The organism is Pseudomonas fluorescens, from assembly GCF_001902145.1.
Classification (GTDB): Bacteria; Pseudomonadota; Gammaproteobacteria; order Pseudomonadales; family Pseudomonadaceae; genus Aquipseudomonas; species Aquipseudomonas fluorescens_BV.
In genome coordinates this window covers 15,754-30,923 of the sequence record NZ_MRST01000013.1, presented here as the reverse complement: position 1 = coordinate 30,923, position 15,170 = coordinate 15,754, and the positions used below count along the sequence as shown (strand labels likewise).

Here is a 15,170-nt window from a genome sequence, read left to right as displayed (position 1 = left end):
ATGACACAGAAATTTGACGTTGTAGTGATTGGTGCAGGCCCTGGCGGCTATGTTGCCGCTATCAAGGCTGCGCAACTGGGCCTCTCCACTGCTTGCATCGAAAAATACACCGACAAGGAAGGCAAACTGGCGCTGGGCGGTACTTGCCTGAACGTGGGTTGCATTCCATCCAAGGCGCTGCTGGACAGCTCCTGGAAATTCCACGAAGCCCAAGACGGCTTCGCGATCCACGGCATCAACCATGCTGGCGTGACCATGGACGTACCAGCAATGGTCGGCCGTAAAGCCAACATCGTCAAAGGCCTGACTTCCGGCGTTGCCACCTTGTTCAAGGCCAACGGCGTGACTTCCATTCAAGGCCACGGCAAGTTGCTGGCCGGCAAGAAAGTTGAAGTCACCAAGCCAGACGGTTCGGTTGAAGTCATCGAAGCCGAAAACGTGATCCTGGCGCCAGGTTCGCGTCCAATCGACATTCCGCCTGCTCCTGTTGACAACAACGTGATCGTTGATTCGACCGGCGCCCTGGAATTCCAGGCTGTGCCTAAGCGTCTGGGCGTGATCGGCGCTGGTGTAATCGGTCTGGAGCTGGGTTCGGTATGGTCGCGCCTGGGCGCTGAAGTCACCGTGCTGGAAGCCCTGGATACGTTCCTGCTGGCTGCCGACACCGCGGTGTCCAAGGAAGCGCTGAAAACCCTGACCAAACAAGGTCTGGACATCAAGCTCGGCGCCCGTGTTACCGGTTCCAAGGTCAACGGCGAAGAAGTCGTAGTGACCTACACCGACAAAGACGGCGAGCAGACCATCACCTTCGACAAGCTGATCGTCGCCGTGGGCCGCCGCCCAGTGACCAACGACCTGCTGGCTTCCGACAGCGGCGTGAACATCGACGAGCGTGGTTTCATCCACGTTGACGATCATTGCGCTACCACCGTGCCTGGCGTCTATGCCATTGGCGACGTGGTTCGTGGCATGATGCTGGCCCACAAGGCTTCCGAAGAGGGCATCATGGTCGTTGAGCGCATCAAGGGTCACAAGACCCAGATGAACTACGACCTGATCCCATCGGTTATCTACACCCACCCGGAAATTGCATGGGTCGGCAAGAACGAACAGCAGTTGAAAGCTGAAGGCGTTGAAGTTAACGTCGGCACCTTCCCGTTTGCCGCTTCTGGCCGTGCCATGGCAGCCAACGACACCGGTGGTTTTGTCAAAGTCATCGCTGATGCCAAGACTGACCGCGTATTGGGCGTCCACGTGATTGGCCCAAGCGCTGCAGAACTGGTTCAGCAAGGCGCGATCGGCATGGAATTCGGCACCAGTGCCGAGGATCTGGGCATGATGGTCTTCTCCCATCCGACCCTGTCCGAAGCGCTGCACGAAGCCGCGTTGGCAGTGAATGGCGGCGCCATCCACATCGCCAACAAGAAGAAGCGTTAAGCGAGATAATAAGAAACCACGGCGGAGTTGCCCGTCGTGAGCCTTGCGCGCAAGACTCACCGCGGAATATCCGCTGGACGCAGCCTTGCGCAGCTTTACGGGCCATAAGCCCCGCAAGTTGCGCAAGCAGCAGTCACAGGTGGCGCGGCACTCATAATGAGCGCAGCGCCGAATGCGCAGTACCTAACGAAGACGGTAAAAAGCATGAATCTTCACGAGTATCAGGGTAAGCAGCTGTTCGCTGAATACGGCCTGCCAGTTTCCAAGGGCTACGCAGTAGACACCCCGGAAGCAGCAGCAGAAGCTTGCGACAAAATCGGCGGCAGCGAGTGGGTTGTCAAAGCCCAGGTCCACGCCGGTGGTCGCGGTAAAGCGGGCGGCGTCAAGCTGGTTCGCAGCAAAGAAGACGCCAAGGCCTTCGCACAGCAGTGGCTGGGCAAGCGTCTGGTGACTTACCAGACTGATGCCAATGGCCAACCAGTCACCAAGATCCTGGTTGAATCGTGCACTGATATCGCTAAAGAGCTGTACCTGGGCGCTGTCGTTGACCGTTCGAGCCGTCGCATCGTGTTCATGGCTTCCACCGAAGGTGGCGTGGACATCGAGAAGATCGCTCACGAAACCCCAGAAAAAATTCTGAAGGCCACTATCGATCCACTGGTTGGCGCTCAGCCATTCCAGGGTCGCGAGCTGGCTTTCCAGCTGGGCCTGGAAGGCAAGCAAGTTGCCCAGTTCGCCAAGATCTTCGTAGGTCTGGCCAAACTGTTCCAGGATCACGATCTGGCCCTGCTGGAAGTGAACCCGCTGGTGATCAAGGCTGACGGCGATCTGCACTGCCTCGATGCCAAGATCAACATCGACGCCAACGCCATGTACCGTCAGCCTAAGCTGAAGACTTTCCACGATCCGTCGCAAGACGATCCGCGCGAAGCGCACGCTGCCAAGTTCGAACTGAACTACGTAGCCCTGGAAGGTAACATCGGCTGCATGGTCAACGGTGCCGGCCTGGCCATGGGTACCATGGACATCGTCAACCTGCATGGCGGCAAGCCAGCCAACTTCCTCGACGTAGGTGGTGGCGCTACCAAGGAACGCGTTACCGAAGCGTTCAAGATCATCCTGTCCGACTCCAACGTCGCTGCAGTACTGGTCAACATCTTCGGCGGCATCGTTCGTTGCGACATGATTGCCGAAGGCATCATCGGTGCAGTGAAAGAAGTCGGCGTTAAAATCCCGGTTGTTGTTCGCCTTGAAGGTAACAACGCTGAACTGGGCGCTAAAGTACTGGCAGAAAGCGGTTTGAACATCATCGCGGCTACCAGCCTGACCGACGCTGCTCAACAAGTTGTCAAAGCTGCGGAGGGCAAGTAATGAGCGTCCTGATCAATAAAGACACCAAAGTTATCTGCCAGGGTATTACCGGTTCGCAAGGTAGTTTCCACACCCAGCAAGCCATCGAATACGGCACCCAGATGGTTGGCGGCGTAACACCAGGCAAGGGCGGCACCGAGCATCTGGGCCTGCCCGTGTTCAACACCGTGAAAGAAGCGGTAGAAGCCACTGGCGCCACTGCCAGCGTGATCTACGTTCCAGCTCCTTTCTGCAAGGACTCGATCCTGGAAGCGGCATTCGGCGGCATCAAGCTGATCGTCTGCATCACCGAAGGCATTCCTACCCTGGACATGCTGGACGCTAAAGTTAAGTGCGACGAACTGGGCGTAGTCCTGATCGGCCCTAACTGCCCAGGCGTGATCACCCCAGGCGAATGCAAGATCGGCATCATGCCAGGTCACATTCACTTGCCAGGTAAAGTCGGCATCGTTTCCCGTTCCGGCACTCTGACCTACGAAGCTGTTAAGCAGACCACTGACGCCGGTTTCGGTCAGTCGACTTGCGTCGGCATCGGCGGTGACCCGATCCCAGGCTCCAACTTCATCGACATCCTGAAGCTGTTCCAGGAAGACCCGAAGACCGAAGCGATCGTGATGATCGGTGAGATCGGCGGTTCGGCTGAAGAAGAAGCGGCTGCCTACATCAAGGCACACGTGACCAAGCCGGTTGTTTCCTACATCGCTGGTGTGACTGCCCCTGCGGGCAAGCGCATGGGCCATGCTGGCGCAATCATCTCTGGCGGCAAAGGCACTGCAGACGAGAAATTCGCTGCACTGCAAGACGCAGGCGTTAAAACCGTGCGTTCGCTGGCAGACATCGGCAAGGCCCTGGCCGAGCTGACCGGTTGGGCTGTCAAGTAAGCCTCGCGCTTAGCTGACGCTTCACCACACAAAGGCCACCTTCGGGTGGCCTTTGTGCATTCTGGGCCTGCGAACATTGCCCTCTGTAGGAGCGAGCTTGCTCGCGAAAAACGTCAACGATAACGCGTGCCTCCTGAACGAATGCGGCGCCTGTGAGTTTTTCGCGAGCAAGCTCGCTCCTACAAAAAACCTGTATTGCCCAATTAAGTATGAAAACGCGACATAGGAATGTCGCTTATCGGACAGTCCGCCCCGCAACAGTGCGTTTGTCAGCCTAATTCTGTACTCTAGCCGCCTCTTTATGCGTCCGCGTCTCAAAAGGAAGCTGCGCGCTAGACCGGTCGGTCCCCACAAGGGCCGGCAGCATTTCCCTCATCCATAGGGAAGCCCTCTCTAAATTCCGATTCAGTAGTGTGGTATTTCCTCAAATGAAAGTGTTGAAAAGCCAGGATATCCTGGCGCTGGGCTTTATGACCTTTGCCCTGTTCGTGGGCGCCGGCAACATAATCTTCCCGCCTATCGTTGGTTTGCAGTCCGGGCCGCATGTCTGGATGGCGGCGCTGGGCTTTCTGATCACCGCGGTCGGTTTGCCAGTGGTCACCGTGATCGCCCTGGCCAAGGTCGGTGGTGGTATGGACGCGTTGAGCAGCCCGATTGGCAAGATTGCCGGTGGCCTGCTGGCGGCAGCGGCCTACCTGGCAGTGGGTCCGCTGTTTGCGACCCCCCGCACCGCAACAGTATCGTTTGAAGTGGGCCTGGCGCCCTTGACCGGTGAAAGCCCGTTGGCGCTGTTCCTCTACAGCTCGGTGTATTTCCTGGTGGTGTTCTTTGTCTCCCTGTACCCAGGTCGACTGCTGGACACCGTGGGCCGTTTCCTGGCGCCGCTGAAAATCATCGCCCTTGCCATTCTCGGTATCGCGGCGTTTGCCTTGCCCGCAGGTGAGGTGGGGGTTGCCACGCCGGAATACGTTGCCGCGCCGTTCTCCCAAGGCTTTATCAATGGTTACCTGACCATGGATACCCTGGGCGCCCTGGTGTTCGGCATCGTGATCGTCAACGCGATCCGCTCCCGTGGCGTCGAGTCGCCCAAGCTGATCACCCGCTACGCGATCATTGCCGGGCTGATTGCCGGCGTGGGCCTGGCGCTGGTGTACGTCAGCCTGTTCCGCCTGGGTTCGGGCAGCCATGCGGTGGCTGCGGGTGCCAGCAATGGCGCGGCGGTGCTGCACGCCTACGTGCAATACACATTCGGCTCCCTGGGCAGTGGTTTCCTCGCCGTGCTGATTTCCCTGGCATGCCTGGTGACTGCCGTTGGCCTGACCTGTGCCTGCGCCGAGTACTTCAGCAAGATCCTGCCGCTGTCCTACAAGACCCTGGTGGTGATCCTGGCGCTGTTCTCGCTGTTTGTGTCCAACCTGGGCCTGACCAAACTGATTGCCTTCTCGATCCCGGTGCTGACCGCGATCTACCCGCCGTGCATCGTGCTGGTGGCCTTGAGCTTCTGCAAAGGGTTCTGGCAGGAACAGGGCCGTATTGTCGGCCCGGTGATGCTGGTGTCGTTCATCTTTGGCTGCATCGACGCAATCAAGGGGGCGGGCCTGGCGGGTTGGATGCCTGCGCAGTTGCTAAACCTGCCGTTGAGCGAACAAGGCTTGGCGTGGCTGGTGCCGTCGGTGATGACGCTGGCCGTGGCTGTGGTGATTGACCGTATGCTGGGCAAGCGCAGCGAAGCCATCGCATAACACGCGGTTCATGCTGTACTGAAATGCCCCGTATCAAACGATACGGGGCATTTTTTTTGAGTCGCAGGCAGTGTCTTTTTTTGGGGGAAGGCGTCAAAAAACTTCAAGTTGATAACACCGGTCGGTGTGGGAGCTGGCTTGCCTGCGATGGCGGCGCATCAGTTGGCGCGATGGTGGCTGGAGATACGCTATCGCAGGCAAGCCAGCTCCCACTTTGGGCCGCGTCCGCCCAACTATCTCGTGTACAAGGACCCGCATGTCGTTCGTCGAAACCAATCAAGTCCATTTGCTTGCCGCGCTCTGGTTCATCTTGTGCTGGGGCGGCTATACCCGTTATGCCACCTGGAAAGCCCGGGACACGGCCTGCCTGGCCAGTGTGTTGCACCTGTACCGTGAAGACTGGATGCGCCGCATGCTGCTGCGCGACAACCGTATCGCCGACGCCAGTGTGATCGGCAACCTGGAGCGCAATGCCTCGTTCTTTGCCTCCAGTACCCTGATCATCCTCGCCGGTATCCTCACGGTGCTAGGGGCTTCGGAACGCGCAGTGTCACTGCTGGCGGATATTCCCATGGTGCAGCAGGCATCCCAGGGCATGTCGGAGATTAAATTGCTGTGCCTGGCGCTGGTGTTCGTCTACGCCTTTTTCACCTTCAGTTGGTGCATGCGCCAGTACAACTTCGCGGCGGTGCTGGTGGGCTCGGCGCCCATGATCGGTGAACGGCACGTGTCAGAGCAGGAGCGCAAGGCGTTTGCTCTGCGGGCAGCGCGAGTGATTTCAATGGCGGCCAACCAGTTCAACTTTGGCCTGCGTGCGTATTACTTCGGCATGACCATGCTGGCCTGGTTTGTCAGCCCCTGGTTGTTCATGTTGATGAGCAGTGGGGTGGTGTTGGTGCTGTACCGCCGCGAGTTCCATTCCGATGTATTGCACGTGATGGTGTACACCCCGACCGATATGCCGGCAGTCGACGCTGTAAAAGAAGGCGCATCGTAACGCTGGTAGCAAATCCCAGACAAAGAAAAGCCCGCTTAGTCAGCGGGCTTTCTTTTTACTGCAATACAGCTTTAAACCCTGCGATTACTGCTTGGCAGGTTCTGCAGGTGCGGCAGGTGCAGCTTCTTTTGCAGCAGCTTCGTTCGATTCGGCCTGAGCTTTGGCAGCTTCGGCGTTTTCTTTCGCAGCGTCGTTCACTTTATCCTGTGCTTTAGCCATATCTTGCTGAGCTTGCTCAGCATGTGCAGCAGCGTCTTGGGCTTTGTCTTCGGATTTCTTGTCGCAGGCAGCCAGACCGAGAGCAGCGGCCAGCATCATGGAAATAGCTAATGTCTTACGCATGGGGTGTTTCTCCTTATTGAAGATATCTACTGGCCTTTCGAACCCAAGGGGCCAGCATTAGTTCCTTATGTCCCACAGATATATAGCATGTTTCGTACAGGAACTTTACCCCGTCATTCCAATCCGCCAAATTCACACTAATAAGAGTCTAAAAACAATGACCGAAAACCCTTTGTTAGAGCGTGCCGTGCGCTTCGTTTCGGCCCTGCGCCATTGCCAGGTGCTGGGTGTCACGGTGCACGAAGCCAGCGAGGAGGGCATGACCCTTGTACTGCCTTATGGGCCGCATATCGTCGGTGATCCCCTGACCGGGGTGATCCACGGCGGCGCGCTGACCTCATTGATGGACACCGCTTGCGGCATGGCGACCCTGTGCGTATTGCCCGAGTTCGAGGTGTGCCCCACCCTGGACCTGCGTATCGACTACATGCATCCCGCCGAACCCCATAAGCCGGTGTATGGCTTCGCGCAATGCTACCGGGTGACCACCGATGTGATCTTCACCCGTGGCGTTGCCTATCAGGATGACTCGCAACAACCTATTGCCCATGTGGTGGGCACGTTCATGCGCATGGGCAAGCGCCTCAAAGGCACCCAAGGCTTGGGCACTGTCATCAAGGGAGAGCAGGCATGACGCATCGCTTCAAGACCCGCCTGGAGCAAGCCCTTGATCGCGGCAACTACGACGCGCTGCTCGAGCTGGTGCCCTATGCCAGGCTGATCGGCATCGAATGCACCCGCCTGGGGGATGAGTTGCTGTTTCGCCTGCCAGCCAACAAGGACAATATTGGTAACCCCATATTGCCAGCGTTGCACGGAGGGGTGATCGCCGGCTTCATGGAGCTGGCAGCCGCCATGCACCTGCTGGTGTTCACTGGCGCTCCGGGCCTGCCGAAAATTATCGACTTCTCCCTGGATTACCTGCGCGCCGGCCAGTTTCGTGACACCTATGCCAAGTGCCAGGTATGGCGCCAGGGCCGGCGCGTGGCCAACGTGGCGATTACCGCCTGGCAGAGCACACCGGCCGAACCGATTGCCACTGCCCGGGCACATTTCAAAATTGAGGAATTGGTTCGCCCTTGAAATCCTGGTCTGAGCCCCCAACTTTGATGACAACCCGCCGCCAACCCTCAAGGGCGCGGCCACTGCCATCCAATTGGAGTTTGATGACCATGAGTGTGGAAACTCAAAAGGAAACCCTGGGCTTCCAGACCGAGGTGAAGCAACTGCTGCACCTCATGATCCATTCGCTGTATTCCAACAAGGAAATTTTCCTTCGCGAATTGATCTCGAACGCCTCTGACGCTGTCGATAAATTACGTTTCGAAGCCCTGTCCAAGCCTGAGTTGCTGGAAGGCGGCGCGGAACTCAAGATCCGTGTGAGCTACGACAAAGACGCCAAGACCGTCACCCTCGAAGACAACGGTATCGGCATGAGCCGTGACGATGCGATCACCCACCTGGGGACCATCGCCAAATCCGGCACCGCAGATTTCATGAAGAACCTGTCGGGCGACCAGAAAAAAGACTCTCACCTGATCGGCCAATTCGGCGTGGGCTTCTATTCGGCCTTCATCGTCGCCGACAAGGTTGAAGTATTCAGCCGCCGCGCCGGCCTTGACGCCAGCGAAGGCGTGCACTGGGCTTCCAAGGGCGAGGGCGAATTTGAAATCGCCACTATCGACAAGGCTGATCGTGGCACGCGCATCGTGCTGCACCTGAAAGCCGGCGAAGACGAATTCGCCGATGGCTGGCGTCTGCGCAACATCATCAAGAAGTACTCCGACCACATCGCGTTGCCGATCGAGTTGCCCAAGGAACAGACCGTTGCCGAAGGCGAAGAAGCCCCGGCGGTGGAATGGGAAACCGTCAACCGCGCCAGCGCCCTGTGGACCCGTCCGCGTACCGAGATCAAGGACGAGGAATACCAGGAGTTCTACAAGCACATCGGGCACGACTACGAGAACCCGCTGAGCTGGAGCCACAACAAGGTTGAAGGCAAGCTCGAATACAGCTCGCTGCTCTACGTACCGGCCCGTGCTCCGTTCGATCTGTACCAGCGTGAAGCGCCAAAAGGCCTGAAGCTGTACGTGCAGCGTGTGTTCGTGATGGACCAGGCGGAATCCTTCCTGCCGCTGTACCTGCGCTTTATCAAAGGTGTGGTCGACTCTAACGACCTGTCGCTGAACGTGTCGCGGGAAATCCTGCAGAAAGATCCGATCATCGACTCCATGAAGTCGGCGCTGACCAAGCGCGTTCTCGACATGCTGGAAAAACTGGCGAAGAACGAGCCTGAGCAATACAAGAGCTTCTGGAAGAACTTCGGCCAGGCCATGAAAGAAGGCCCGGCGGAAGATTTTGCCAACAAGGAAAAAATCGCCGGTTTGCTGCGTTTTGCCTCGACTCAAGGCGAAGACGGCGAGCAGGTTGTATCCCTGGCTGACTACCTGGCACGTGCCAAGGAAGGTCAGGACAAGATTTACTACCTGACCGGCGAAACCTACGCCCAGGTCAAAAACAGCCCGCACCTGGAAGTCTTCCGCAAGAAAGGCATCGAAGTGCTGCTGCTGACCGACCGTATCGATGAGTGGCTGATGAGCTACCTCACCGAGTTCGACGGCAAAACCTTTGTCGACGTGGCCCGTGGTGACCTGGACCTGGGGAACCTGGACTCCGAAGAAGAGAAGAAAGAAGCCGAAGAAGTCGCCAAGTCCAAAGAGGGCCTGGTTGAGCGCATCAAGGCTTCCCTGGGCGAAGCGGTCAGTGAAGTGCGAGTTTCCCACCGCCTGACCGATTCCCCGGCGATCCTGGCCATCGGCGAGCAAGACCTGGGCATGCAGATGCGCCAGATCCTCGAAGCCAGCGGCCAGAAAGTGCCGGATTCCAAGCCGATCTTCGAATTCAACCCGTCTCACCCGCTGATCGAGAAACTCGATGGCGAGCAGAGCGAAGAGCGGTTTGGCGACCTGTCGCACATCCTCTTCGACCAGGCCGCCCTCGCAGCCGGCGACAGCTTGAAGGACCCGGCCGCGTATGTGCGCCGACTGAACAAGCTGTTGGTTGAATTGTCGGTTTAACACCGTTGTAGAAAAACCCGCTTCGGCGGGTTTTTTCGTTCTGGCTCTACTGTAGGGGCGAGCTTGCTCGCGAAGAACGTCAACGATAGCGCGCAAATGCTGAATGAACGCGGTGATCTCACGTTTTTCGCGAGCAAGCTCGCTCCTACAGGGAGCATCGTCAATCCATCTGAATTGGAGAAAATGATGAGCCAAGTCACTGTACGTTCCGTGGTCTATCAAATTGATGACCAGTCTTATGAAAGCCGTCTGGCATTCGATGCCAGCCACAAGGGCCCGTTGCCGGGACTGCTGATGGCGCCGAACTGGATGGGCGTGAGTGCGGGGGCTGAAGAGATCGCGAAGGCCGTTGCCGGCAAAGGCTACGTGGTGCTGATTGCCGACCTTTACGGGCAAAACGTACGTCCTTCAAATGGCGATGAAGCGGGCGCGGCGATGATGCCGTTGAAGAATGATCGCCCGTTGCTGAACAAGCGCATGCAAGCCGCCTTCGAGCAACTGCAAGGCCAGACTGAAGCCGCAGTGGACACATCGAAACTGGCCACCTTCGGCTTTTGCTTTGGCGGTTGCTGCTCCCTGGAACTGGCCCGTACCGGCGCGCCGCTGAAGGCTGCCGTGTCGTTCCATGGCACCCTGGATACACCGAACCCCGCAGACGCGAAGAACATCAAGGGGTCAGTGCTGGTGCTGCATGGCGCCTCGGACCCGTTGGTGCCCAAAGAGCAACTGCCGGCGTTCGAAGATGAAATGAACGCGGCGGGGGTGGATTGGCAGTTGCTCAGCTACGGCGGCGCGGTGCATTCCTTCACCGACCCCCATGCCAATGTGCCGGGCAAGATGATGTACGACGCCAAGACCGCTGCACGGGCTTTCCAGTCGATGCATAACTTGTTGGATGAAGTGTTCAAGGGCTGACTCCTCAGCTCCCACATTTGATGGGTATACACATAAAATGTGGGAGCTGGCTTGCCTGCGATAGCTATTTCACCGGCAACTCGATTCTTTCTGACTCCCCCGGCACAGTGGGCCAATCCCCAGCCGCCCAACGCTGTCTCGCCTGCTCGATCACAGCCGGGTCGCTCGCCACAAAATTCCAGTTGATCCGCCGTGGCCCATCCAGCGGCGCCCCGCCGAATACCATCAGGTGGCAATCACTCTCGGCATACAGGGTCATCTCCTGCCCAGTCGGCAATACCACCAAGCTGTTGACCTCCAGGGCTTCACCGTCCAACTGCACCTCACCCTCCAGCACATACACCGCACGTTCCTCATGTTCATCAGGAATCAACAGGGTGGTGGCGGTTTGCATCTGTACCTCGGCATACAGCGTCGGCGACAGCACCGGCACCGGTGATCTGAGGCAAAAACCATCACCGGCGATCAAACGCACCTGCACGCCGAGGTTATCGCTCATCGGCAAGCTCGCGGCTGGGTGATGGCTATAGTGTCCGGGCCCGGTCTCGTGGTCCTTGGGCGAGGCCAGCCACACCTGCAGGCCATGCAGGTTGAAACCCGTGGCCTTGACCGCTTCAGGTGTGCGCTCGACGTGGGCAATCGCGCTGCCGGCGGTCATCCAGCTGACATCGCCGGCTTGCACAACCTGGTCCGAGCCAAGGCTGTCCTTATGCTGCAAGGTGCCTTCAAACAGGTAGGTGAGGGTGGACAGGCCGATGTGGGGATGCTGGCGGATATTCATGCCGTTACCCGGTGCGTAGCGGGTCGGCAGCATATGGTCGAAAAACACAAAGGGCCCGACGCTGCGGCATTCACGCGAGGGCAGGGGCCGCAGGATAGGCTGGCCTTCTACATCTTCGGGGCGAGGGCGAATCACGGTGAGGGTGGTCATGGGCATCCCAGTCTGAGCGGGTTGGATGCTTTGAGCATAACCCGCTCGATGGGAAGTTGGGGCTATTGGCTGAAGGCGCCTTCCGACAATTTCGTCTCGATAGTGACTTCGGCGGTGGTCATCAGCTTATGTACCGGGCACTTGTCGGCCACGCGATGCAGTTCATCGCGCTGGGCGTCGGTGAGTACGCCCTTGAGGGTCAGCTTGACGTTGAGCTTGTATTTACCCTTTTGCTCTTCGTCGCTGTCGTGCGTGACCTCCACGGTCACGCCGGTCAGCGGGATATCTTTTTTCTGCGCGTAGAGCCTCACGGTCAGGGCTTTGCACGACGCCAGCGCAGCATCGAAATAATCGTGGGGAGAGGGCGCAGAATCGTCACCACCCAGGCTCTTGGGCAGGTCGGTAAACAGCTCGTGATTATTGATATTCACACTGTGACGGAAGTTTTCAGCGTTCAGCGTATTGACGGTAACAGGCATGGCAAACCTCATAAGGGCGCAGGATGAAGGTCATGCAGTTATAGAGCATGCTGGCACTCCAGTGTTCCGGTTTTTTCCGTGCTGAACCCTGAAGGCTGGCGCAAGGTCTACCCGTATCAACCCTTATTGAGGTTTTACCGTGTCTGGAGCCCGCCTGAGTCTTGCCGTGTTTCTCGTCGCCAGCAGCCTTGCCGCGCAGGCCCGTGACTATGCCTACAGCGACGCGCACCTGCATTACGTGGATTTTTTCCAGGAAACCGCCGGCATGGACAAGCTGCTCAAAGCCATGGCGGACAACCGCATTGAGCACGTCATGATTTCCGGGATTCCCGTGGCCAAGAAATGGCACGAAGACGAGCCCAAGCGCCCGCGCTACTACGCCGGTGACGACGCCGATGCCTATTGGTACAGCGCCACGGATGTCATCGTCGCGGCGGCGGTCAATATACTTTCCCCCGAGCAACGCCAGCACTTTCATCCTTTCCTCGCCGGTTTCAATCCCAACGATAAGAACTCCGCCGCCCACATCCAGCGCATGCTCGACCTCAACCCTGGGCTGTGGCAGGGCATCGGTGAGGTGTTCACCCGGCACGATGACCTTACCGCCCTGACTTCCGGTGACACGCCTCGCGCCAATAACGAAGCCATGACGCGCATCTATCACCTGGCGGCCGAAAACGACCTGCCGGTGATGCTGCATTCCAACATCACCTCCAAACGTGAGCGCAACCCACTGTACCTGGCGGAAGTCGAGCAGCCGTTACGCAACCACCCGCACACGCGTTTTATCTGGGCCCATGCGGGTACCAGCAAGGAAATCCACCGTCATCAGGTGCAAATGGATTTTTTGCTGCCCACCTTGGCGCGCCTGCTTGAGGCTTACCCCAACCTGTATATCGACCTGTCCTGGAGCATGCTCACGCCCTATCTGCTGGACGACGCCGGCAAGCCACGGCCGCAATGGGTTGCGCTGGTGGAGCGCTTCCCGGATCGCTTCATGCTCGGCTCCGACGTCGTCGGGCGCTTCAACAAGTTAGGCAAGGAAATGCGTCGTTTCGATCCCTTCCTCGATGCCTTGCCCGAAGACGTTGCCCATAAGGTCGCGCGTGACAACTTCCTCGCCATCCTGCCCAAGCCGCGTCGCGATGGCGACGCACGTTGATATCGCGTTTTGGTCTTATGCCAATGACCTGAGGTGCCGATAACGTCCAAGAGACCCGCTGCAGGTGGATGCAGTACTTTTGGAAGGAACCCTGGCATGAATATCCGCAGTTTGAATATCGCCCCTCGCGCCGGCCTGGGCTTTGGTGTGCTGGCGTTGATGGTGTTCGTCTTGGGCGGCTTTGCCCTGTTGCAGATGGCCAATATGCGCCAGCAGTCGGACCAGGTGGAGACCAACTGGCTGCCCAGCGTGATGGCGGTGGGGGAGATGAACCAGGATGTGTTGCGCATTCGGGCGCTGACGTTGCGCTTGCTGGTCAACCGCGACCCCCAGGCGGTGGCGCAGAACGAGCAGAAAATCGCCGAGATCAAAACCGCATTGCACAACGCTGAAGGCGTGTACGAGGCATTGATCGTCTTGCCTGAGGAGCGCGTGCTGTTCGATCGCTTCAAGGTCGAGGAGCAGCAATACCTGCAACGCCAGGAACAGGTGCTGGGCTTATCCAAGGCCAATCGGCTGGAGGACGCCATTTCGGTGGTCAATGGCGAAATGAACCAGATGGCCGACCAAATGACCGTGACGCTGGGTGAGTTGGTCAAGTTGAACAAGTCCAGCGCCAACGAGGCTGCCCGGTTGGCGCAGCACGTGTTCAGCCAGTCGCGGGTCTGGGTGATGGTCATGATTGCCGTCACCGCGTTGATCACGATCGGCCTGGCGGTGTGGCTGACGCGCAGCATCGTGCTGCCGCTGGCGCAGTCGTTGGAAGTGGCCCAGGGTGTTGCCAGTGGCGACTTGACGGGCGAGATCAGGCTCAGTGGCAGCGACGAGCCGGCACGCTTGCAGCAGGCGCTCAAGCGCATGCAGGAAAGCCTGCGCGACACTATCCGGCGCATATCAGAATCGTCGAACCAATTGGCGTCCGCTTCCGAAGAGCTCAGTAGCGTCACCGAGGATGCGACCCGCGATTTGCACCAGCAGAACCAGGAAATCGAACAGGCGGCCACGGCGGTCAATCAGATGACGGTGGCGGTGGAGGAGGTGGCGAGCAATGCCGTGGCGACTTCCCAAGCGTCTCGCGAGTCCGACCGGATTGCCCAGCAGGGGCGTGAGCAGGTGCAGCAGACGGTGGTGTCGATTGAAGCCCTGGCGACGGATGTGACCGCCAATGCGACCCAGGTCGAAGCGCTGGCGCAAAAGGTCTATGGCATCAGCAAAGTGCTGGATGTGATTCGCTCGATTGCCGAGCAAACCAACCTGCTGGCACTGAATGCGGCGATTGAAGCGGCGCGAGCGGGGGATGCCGGGCGCGGGTTTGCGGTGGTAGCCGATGAGGTGCGGGCGTTGGCCCATCGCACACAACAGTCGACCCAGGAAATCGAGCAGATGATCAGCGCGATTCAGCAGGGCACCGACCAGGCTGTCAACTCGATGCAGCAGAGCAACACGCGGGCGCGCTCGACGTTGGAGATCGCTAAATCGGCGGGCATGGCACTGGAAGAGATTGCCTCGGCGTTTACCTTGATCAACGAACGCAACCTGGTGATTGCCAGCGCGTCGGAGCAGCAGGCGGCGGTGGCTCGGGAGGTGGATCGTAACCTGATGAATATCCGCGACCTCGCGCACCAGACAGCGACCGGGGCTAACCAGACCAGTGCAGCGAGCCAGGAGTTGTCGCGGTTGGCGGTGGATCTGAATTCAATGGTGGCGCGGTTTTCGGTGTAGGGCGGGGAACCGGGTTGGCCCAATCGCAGGCAAGCCAGCTCCCACACTGGACCGTATTCCTTCAGGATGAACGCGGTCGAATGTGGGAGCTGGCTTGCCTGCGATGAAGGCGAC

The 15,170-nt window shown here is 58.6% G+C and carries 14 protein-coding genes and 1 pseudogene; 12 read left to right on the top strand and 3 right to left on the bottom strand.

Translation table 11 applies throughout. The annotated features are described in order from the left end of the window. The 5 genes from lpdA (at position 1) to BUE92_RS01680 (ending at position 6,428) form a co-directional block, all read left to right on the top strand. Positions 1–1,437, top strand: coding sequence for a dihydrolipoyl dehydrogenase (lpdA, locus tag BUE92_RS01705; protein WP_005786578.1), 1,437 nt, complete (start codon positions 1–3; stop codon positions 1,435–1,437). Positions 1,438–1,641: 204 nt separating this feature from the next. Then, complete coding sequence (sucC, locus tag BUE92_RS01700) at positions 1,642–2,808, top strand: ADP-forming succinate--CoA ligase subunit beta (protein WP_003190011.1); 1,167 nt, start codon at positions 1,642–1,644, stop codon at positions 2,806–2,808. After that, positions 2,808–3,689 (top strand): succinate--CoA ligase subunit alpha, encoded by an 882-nt coding sequence (gene sucD / locus BUE92_RS01695; protein WP_003190013.1) that lies wholly within the window; start codon positions 2,808–2,810, stop codon positions 3,687–3,689. Before sucC ends, sucD begins: the two co-directional genes overlap by 1 nt. A gap of 428 nt (positions 3,690–4,117) precedes the next feature. Then, the gene (brnQ, locus tag BUE92_RS01685) at positions 4,118–5,431 is read left to right on the top strand and encodes a branched-chain amino acid transport system II carrier protein (protein ID WP_073521685.1); all 1,314 of its coding nucleotides are present in this window, start codon (positions 4,118–4,120) and stop codon (positions 5,429–5,431) included. A 256-nt stretch (positions 5,432–5,687) separates the two neighbouring features. After that, positions 5,688–6,428, top strand: a complete 741-nt coding sequence (locus tag BUE92_RS01680) for a DUF599 domain-containing protein (protein WP_073521684.1) — start codon at positions 5,688–5,690, stop codon at positions 6,426–6,428. An 84-nt stretch (positions 6,429–6,512) separates the two neighbouring features. Here the strand turns inward: BUE92_RS01680 and BUE92_RS01675 are convergent, their stop codons facing one another. Continuing rightward, positions 6,513–6,770, bottom strand: a complete 258-nt coding sequence (locus BUE92_RS01675; protein WP_034127196.1) for a hypothetical protein — start codon at positions 6,768–6,770, stop codon at positions 6,513–6,515. Positions 6,771–6,927: 157 nt separating this feature from the next. On the opposite strand from BUE92_RS01675, the gene BUE92_RS01670 reads away from it, so the two are divergent. From BUE92_RS01670 to BUE92_RS01655, 4 genes are all read left to right on the top strand, one after another. Further along, positions 6,928–7,404: a PaaI family thioesterase gene (locus tag BUE92_RS01670; RefSeq protein WP_073521683.1), complete on the top strand. Its 477-nt coding sequence runs from the start codon at positions 6,928–6,930 to the stop codon at positions 7,402–7,404. Beyond that, positions 7,401–7,853, top strand: coding sequence for a PaaI family thioesterase (locus BUE92_RS01665; protein WP_073521682.1), 453 nt, complete (start codon positions 7,401–7,403; stop codon positions 7,851–7,853). Before BUE92_RS01670 ends, BUE92_RS01665 begins: the two co-directional genes overlap by 4 nt. An 89-nt stretch (positions 7,854–7,942) precedes the next feature. After that, positions 7,943–9,847: a molecular chaperone HtpG gene (htpG, locus tag BUE92_RS01660; protein ID WP_073521727.1), complete on the top strand. Its 1,905-nt coding sequence runs from the start codon at positions 7,943–7,945 to the stop codon at positions 9,845–9,847. A gap of 186 nt (positions 9,848–10,033) precedes the next feature. Further along, positions 10,034–10,762 (top strand): dienelactone hydrolase family protein, encoded by a 729-nt coding sequence (locus BUE92_RS01655; protein WP_073521681.1) that lies wholly within the window; start codon positions 10,034–10,036, stop codon positions 10,760–10,762. Between the two features lie 64 nt (positions 10,763–10,826). On the opposite strand, the gene BUE92_RS01650 is transcribed toward BUE92_RS01655, so the two are convergent. Further along, positions 10,827–11,693, bottom strand: a complete 867-nt coding sequence (locus BUE92_RS01650) for a pirin family protein (protein ID WP_073521680.1) — start codon at positions 11,691–11,693, stop codon at positions 10,827–10,829. A gap of 62 nt (positions 11,694–11,755) precedes the next feature. Beyond that, a complete protein-coding gene (locus tag BUE92_RS01645) occupies positions 11,756–12,172 on the bottom strand; it encodes an OsmC family protein (protein WP_034127200.1) in 417 nt (138 codons plus the stop codon). 139 nt (positions 12,173–12,311) lie between these two features. On the opposite strand from BUE92_RS01645, the gene BUE92_RS01640 reads away from it, so the two are divergent. The 3 genes and pseudogenes from BUE92_RS01640 to BUE92_RS29200 all read left to right on the top strand — a co-directional run bounded on the left by BUE92_RS01640 (position 12,312) and on the right by BUE92_RS29200 (position 15,056). After that, positions 12,312–13,334, top strand: a complete 1,023-nt coding sequence (locus BUE92_RS01640; protein WP_073521679.1) for an amidohydrolase family protein — start codon at positions 12,312–12,314, stop codon at positions 13,332–13,334. 96 nt (positions 13,335–13,430) lie between these two features. Beyond that, positions 13,431–14,201, top strand: a pseudogene (locus BUE92_RS29205) (MCP four helix bundle domain-containing protein); the annotation flags it as partial. Continuing rightward, positions 14,193–15,056 carry a methyl-accepting chemotaxis protein gene (locus BUE92_RS29200; RefSeq protein ID WP_371915178.1) on the top strand — a complete coding sequence of 288 codons (864 nt, stop codon included), beginning with the start codon at positions 14,193–14,195 and terminating at the stop codon, positions 15,054–15,056. The pseudogene BUE92_RS29205 and the gene BUE92_RS29200, both read left to right, overlap by 9 nt. The last annotated feature ends 114 nt before the right edge of the window (positions 15,057–15,170 follow it).

Excerpts from the sequence above, each read along its gene's own strand:
- BUE92_RS01650 (WP_073521680.1), bottom strand. The coding sequence starts at position 11,693 with ATGACCACCCTCACCGTGATTCGCCCTCGCCCCGAAGATGTAGAAGGC.
- BUE92_RS01675 (WP_034127196.1), bottom strand. The coding sequence starts at position 6,770 with ATGCGTAAGACATTAGCTATTTCCATGATGCTGGCCGCTGCTCTCGGT.
- BUE92_RS01655 (WP_073521681.1), top strand. The coding sequence starts at position 10,034 with ATGAGCCAAGTCACTGTACGTTCCGTGGTCTATCAAATTGATGACCAG.
- sucC (WP_003190011.1), top strand. The coding sequence starts at position 1,642 with ATGAATCTTCACGAGTATCAGGGTAAGCAGCTGTTCGCTGAATACGGC.
- BUE92_RS29200 (WP_371915178.1), top strand. The coding sequence starts at position 14,193 with ATGCAGGAAAGCCTGCGCGACACTATCCGGCGCATATCAGAATCGTCG.
- brnQ (WP_073521685.1), top strand. The coding sequence starts at position 4,118 with ATGAAAGTGTTGAAAAGCCAGGATATCCTGGCGCTGGGCTTTATGACC.
- BUE92_RS01665 (WP_073521682.1), top strand. The coding sequence starts at position 7,401 with ATGACGCATCGCTTCAAGACCCGCCTGGAGCAAGCCCTTGATCGCGGC.
- BUE92_RS01680 (WP_073521684.1), top strand. The coding sequence starts at position 5,688 with ATGTCGTTCGTCGAAACCAATCAAGTCCATTTGCTTGCCGCGCTCTGG.
- lpdA (WP_005786578.1), top strand. The coding sequence starts at position 1 with ATGACACAGAAATTTGACGTTGTAGTGATTGGTGCAGGCCCTGGCGGC.
- sucD (WP_003190013.1), top strand. The coding sequence starts at position 2,808 with ATGAGCGTCCTGATCAATAAAGACACCAAAGTTATCTGCCAGGGTATT.
- BUE92_RS01670 (WP_073521683.1), top strand. The coding sequence starts at position 6,928 with ATGACCGAAAACCCTTTGTTAGAGCGTGCCGTGCGCTTCGTTTCGGCC.
- htpG (WP_073521727.1), top strand. The coding sequence starts at position 7,943 with ATGAGTGTGGAAACTCAAAAGGAAACCCTGGGCTTCCAGACCGAGGTG.
- BUE92_RS01645 (WP_034127200.1), bottom strand. The coding sequence starts at position 12,172 with ATGCCTGTTACCGTCAATACGCTGAACGCTGAAAACTTCCGTCACAGT.